The 5,041-nt window shown below is 44.6% G+C and carries 5 protein-coding genes; 4 read left to right on the forward strand and 1 reads right to left on the reverse strand.

Annotation, left to right across the window (positions count from 1 at the left end; all coding sequences use genetic code 11):
- Positions 1-38: 38 nt before the first annotated feature.
- The 4 genes from ABI367_RS04685 (at position 39) to ABI367_RS04700 (ending at position 2,932) form a co-directional block, all read left to right on the forward strand.
- Complete coding sequence (locus tag ABI367_RS04685) at positions 39-311, forward strand: hypothetical protein (protein WP_462258022.1); 273 nt, start codon at positions 39-41, stop codon at positions 309-311.
- Positions 312-519: 208 nt separating this feature from the next.
- Positions 520-1,854 carry an argininosuccinate lyase gene (argH, locus tag ABI367_RS04690; protein WP_462228664.1) on the forward strand — a complete coding sequence of 445 codons (1,335 nt, stop codon included), beginning with the start codon at positions 520-522 and terminating at the stop codon, positions 1,852-1,854.
- Between the two features lie 123 nt (positions 1,855-1,977).
- On the forward strand, positions 1,978-2,178 hold the full coding sequence (locus tag ABI367_RS04695; RefSeq protein WP_462228666.1) for a YwbE family protein: 201 nt from the start codon (positions 1,978-1,980) through the stop codon (positions 2,176-2,178).
- 67 nt (positions 2,179-2,245) lie between these two features.
- Positions 2,246-2,932: a DUF1345 domain-containing protein gene (locus ABI367_RS04700; RefSeq protein WP_462228667.1), complete on the forward strand. Its 687-nt coding sequence runs from the start codon at positions 2,246-2,248 to the stop codon at positions 2,930-2,932.
- A gap of 150 nt (positions 2,933-3,082) precedes the next feature.
- Here ABI367_RS04700 and ABI367_RS04705 read toward each other — a convergent pair whose 3' ends face one another.
- The gene (locus ABI367_RS04705) at positions 3,083-4,369 is read right to left on the reverse strand and encodes an MFS transporter (RefSeq protein ID WP_462228669.1); all 1,287 of its coding nucleotides are present in this window, start codon (positions 4,367-4,369) and stop codon (positions 3,083-3,085) included.
- Between the last annotated feature and the right edge of the window lie 672 nt (positions 4,370-5,041).

Consider the following 5,041-nt stretch of genomic DNA (forward strand, 5'->3'; position numbering starts at 1 on the left):
CCTAAACTGACGTAAATAAATCAAATAAAATAACGCTTTTGAGCAGATCGTTGCGCAACAGCCACTTGATGAAAAAGAACCAAAAAATCAAGTCAGCAGAGAGGCTTCTTGCGCACAAGGCCACTGCCCTGCGACCAGTTAAAACCTGGGCTGCAAACAGTTGCCCTGCTTCGCCACGCTCAACCCAACCTTCTGCAAATATTTGCTATGCCCTGCAACCGCACCGCCCAACATTGTTTTACCTGCTCTCGCCCGAAGCTTACCTGCTGACGCAAAACCACAAAAATCATGGAAATCAATCAATCCTATAAATCATAGTTCAGACAATCATCAACGTAATCATTTAATCATATAAATTAGCGGTTCAGACCTTGCGTTAGGGATGGAAGCGGATACCGGCCCATGGCTAAGGCCTGCAGGCGTATGAGCGTACAGCCCGACCGCCACCTTCGGCGGAAACGCCCAAATAACAATAACACACATCGCCCGTCTAAATAAAAATATTACCATATTTGCATTATGAGCAAGCTTTGGCAAAAAACCACCAATGTAAATGAACTGGTAGAGAACTTCACCGTTGGCCGTGATACCGAGTTTGATCACCAGATGGCCGAGTTTGACGTACTGGGATCATTGGCGCATACCCAAATGCTGGAAAGCATTGGTTTGATGAGCGCTGATGACCTGGCTATGGTGCAGCGCGAGCTTAAAGCCATTTATGCTGATATTGAAAAAGGCAACTTTACTATTGAAGCGGGGGTAGAGGATGTGCACTCGCAGGTTGAGATGCTGCTTACCCAGCGTATTGGTGATGCCGGTAAAAAAATACATAGCGGCCGCTCGCGTAATGACCAGGTGCTGGTTGACCTGAAACTATTTTTCAGGCACGAATTGCAGCAGGTGGTGCATGAAACCGAAACCCTTTTTAAAACCCTGATAGAGCTTAGCGAAAAGTATAAAAACGTTTTATTACCCGGCTATACGCATTTGCAGGTGGCTATGCCATCGTCATTCGGTTTATGGTTTGGCGCTTACGCCGAAAGTTTGACCGACGATTTAGAAATGGTGCTGGCTGCATATAAGATCACCAATAAAAACCCGTTGGGTTCGGCAGCGGGCTATGGCTCGTCGTTCCCACTTAACCGTACACTGACTACCGAATTATTAGGCTTTGATAGCTTAAATTACAATGTGGTTTACGCGCAAATGGGCAGGGGCAAAACCGAACGGGTTATTGCGCAAGCTATATCGTGTATCGCAGCTACCCTGGCTAAAATGGCTATGGATCAGGCTTTATATTTAAGTCAGAATTTTGCCTTTGTGAGTTACCCGGATACGTTAACCACCGGCAGCAGCATTATGCCGCATAAAAAGAACCCCGACGTTTGGGAAATTATGCGCGGCAAATGTAACCGCCTACAGGCTTTGCCTAATGATGTAGCCATGATGACCACTAACCTGCCATCAGGTTATCATCGTGAATTACAGTTGCTGAAAGAGTTATTGTTCCCGGCGTTTGCTGATCTGAAAAACTGCCTGCACATGGCAAACTTTATGCTGCAAAACATCACCGTAAAAACTGATATTCTGGATGACCCTAAATATGCTTATTTATTTAGTGTAGAAGAAGTGAATAAGATGGTACTGAGTGGTACACCTTTCCGCGATGCGTATAAACAAGTGGGTTTGGCTATTGAGAAAGGCGAATTTAACCCCGATAAAACCGTTAACCATACCCACGAGGGCAGCATTGGTAATTTGAATAATGAGGAGATTACTAAAGCCATGACCACCGTGGTAAACAGCTTTAATTTTGATAAAGTGGATTGGGCGGTTGCGAAGCTGGTGAAGTAAAAATAAACCACAATACTACTGTGTCATCTCGAACATAGTGAGAGATCTATACATTTGCTAAGTACGTCGGCAGTCCGTGTATAGATTTCTCGCTGTCGCTCGAAAGGACATAGGATAAATTTTATGAACGGACAAAACAGAAAAGACATATACCCCGGCCTGGAGGTTGACATCATCCTTAAAAAAGATCAACGCTCGGGCAAGTTAACGCGGGGGATAGTTAAGGACCTGCTAACCAGTTCGGCTTTCCACTCGCGCGGCATAAAGGTGCGGTTGGATGATGGGCAGGTAGGCCGAGTAGCTTTTATAGTTGATAGCGAATAGTTCATGGTTCATAGTAATATTGCACTAATTTCGTAACTATGAACTATCAACCATAAACCAATAACATATGCCTGACAAGATCAAACTTCCCAATCATATATTTTTCAGGCTGGACGCCCATTACCGGTTATATTTTTCGTTGTTTATAGCTGTAGTTGCATTTTTTTTTGTGCGCAATCAATTTAGTATTCCCGCAATAGCTTTAATTAGCTGGGTGGCGTTTGCAATGACGGTAATTATAATGGATTGGATAATTATAATAAAGGCGCACCCCCGCGAGGTTAGAAAAATAGCCCGGCTTGAAGACTCGAACCGAACGCTTATTTTTTTATTTGTGATAGCAGCTTCGGTTATCAGTTTAGGGGCAATTTTATTTCTGCTCAAATCAACCAAGGGCCATAGCCAGGCCGATGTTACCGGGCATATTTTATTGGCTATGGCGTCGGTAATAGTATCGTGGTGGCTGGTGCATACGCTATTTGCCATGAGGTACGCTCATCTTTATTACGCCATTAATGTTGAAGACGGTGATACAAAATCGTACGGCGGTCTGGAGTTCCCTAAAACTACCGACCCGGATTACCTGGACTTTGTTTATTTCTCCTTCGTTATCGGGATGACGTTTCAGGTATCCGACGTGGAAATATCAGATAAATACATCCGCAGGCTGGCGTGGATACACGGCTTAATAGCCTTTGCCTTTAATACGGCTATAGTAGCGTTGAGTATAAATATTATATCGAGTATGATATAAGGAGAGCGCACCATTCACTCACCCGGTCTTTGCTTCGTTCAACCACCCTCTCTATTCTAGAGAGGGATTTTACTTCCCTTTACCCTCTTTACCGCTTGCGGAAGAGAGGGTCGACAAGCGTAGCGATGTCGGGGTGAGTTAAAACGGAGATTATTCCTCTTCAATCTTCGAGTGTTTCCGGGTATCCAGCATAGCACAATATACTACCAGCGATATTAAAATACAAATGGTAACGTACCAGTAAAACCATTCCTGTTGACCATGCTTTTTAAATAGTAAAGCCACGTATTCGGCGGTGCCGCCAAATAATGATACCGTTATCCCGTAAGGAAAACCCACACCTAACGCCCGTATGTAGGCCGGGAAAAGTTCGGCTTTTACTACGGCGTTTATGGAGGTGTAACCACTAACAATTACCAATGCGGCCATGATCAATCCAAAAGCTATCCAAGCATTGGTGGTGTGCGCCAGCGTGGTCAATATAAATACGGTAGTTAATGAGCCGCCGACCCCAAAAGCTATCAGCAAGGGCTTGCGCCCAATTTTATCAGACAGTAAACCAAAAACCGGTTGTAATAACATAAAAATCACCAGCGTTAAGGTGGATATAAGGGTAGCGCTGCTTTTGCTAAAACCGGACGTGTTCACCAAAAACTTTTGCATATAGGTGGTAAACGTATAAAATGCAACGGTGCCGCCTAAGGTTAGTCCCACTACAGTAAATACCGCTTTGGGGTGACCGGCCAGCGCTTTTAAAGTGCCGCGCACCGATTTTTCTTCGGTGCCATTAAATGATACAGACTCCTGTATACTACGTCGCAGGTACATGGTGGTAATGGCCAATACCCCGCCAATAGCAAACGGGATGCGCCAGCCCCATTGGTGCAGTTGGTCATCGTTTAAAAGTACGCGTTGTAATAGTACAAGCAGGCCCAGGGCCAACAACTGGCCCATAATTAAGGTTACATATTGAAAGCTGGAATAAAAGCCACGATGCTTTTTACCGGCCATTTCGCTGAGGTACGTGGCGCTGATGCCATATTCGCCGCCCACACTAAGGCCTTGTATCATGCGGGCAATTACCAGTATAACAGGCGCGGCTACGCCAATTTGTTTATAGCCGGGCGTAATGGCAATAATAAATGAGCCAACGCTCATGAATAGTACTGATAGTGTAAGCGCGGTTTTACGTCCGTTTTTATCAGCATAAGTACCCATAATCCAACCGCCTATGGGGCGCATTAAAAAGCCAATGGCAAATACACCCGCGGCATTTAACAATTGCGCGGTTTGGCTGCTATTCGGGAAAAAAACATCAGCAAAATAAATGGAGAAAGCCGAATATACATACCAGTCGTACCACTCCACCAAATTACCTAACGAGCCGCCGATGATGGATTTGATGCGGTGGGCGGTGGTTATGGCTTTATCTTGCATTTTATAAATGTAAAAGGATTGGGAATTAAAAAGAAATAATGTATAATTCCACCTGTCATATGTAAGCTTCGCAGAGATGTATATGCTGAGGAATAGCATCGTCCGCTCATGGCCGCGGGGCCTAGTTACTTTCTCTTGATAGAAAGTAACCAAAGTTCAAGTCAGCAGAGAGGCTTCATTGCCGCACGTGGCCTTTGCCCTGCAAATCAGGTAAAACCTGGGCCGCAATATTTTTGCCCAACTTCGTTCGCTCTTGGCTGCGCTTCAGCAAAAATTTGCAATGCCCTGCAACCGCACAGTCCGGCATCGTTTTCCCTGATTTCGCCCGAAGCTTTTCTGCTGACGGAAATTAGGGATCGTTAATAAACATGTAAATATTAACACCACCGCACACAAAAGCGGGCAAAGGCCTGCCGCAAAACGCGGGCCTGGGAGTCTGGCCTGTGCGGGGAAGGATTTTTGCGGCTTGATTTATTCACTTATTATTTGTTTTTAAATGGAGTTCATGAGGTCGCTACGCTTAGTTTTTGGTTCTTTTTCATCTAAGTGGCTGTTGCGCAACGATCTGCTCAAAAGCGTTATTTTATTTGATTTATTTACGTCAGTTTAGGCAGATGAACAAGGAAGGGAATTATATTCAGAAGGTCTTTAAGTTGATTTTTTAAGATTTTA

Source organism: Mucilaginibacter sp. (assembly GCF_039935595.1).
Lineage (GTDB): Bacteria > Bacteroidota > Bacteroidia > Sphingobacteriales > Sphingobacteriaceae > Mucilaginibacter.

Coding starts and splice junctions, on each gene's coding strand:
- ABI367_RS04705 (WP_462228669.1), bottom strand. CDS start 4,369: ATGCAAGATAAAGCCATAACCACCGCCCACCGCATCAAATCCATCATC.
- argH (WP_462228664.1), top strand. CDS start 520: ATGAGCAAGCTTTGGCAAAAAACCACCAATGTAAATGAACTGGTAGAG.
- ABI367_RS04700 (WP_462228667.1), top strand. CDS start 2,246: ATGCCTGACAAGATCAAACTTCCCAATCATATATTTTTCAGGCTGGAC.
- ABI367_RS04695 (WP_462228666.1), top strand. CDS start 1,978: ATGAACGGACAAAACAGAAAAGACATATACCCCGGCCTGGAGGTTGAC.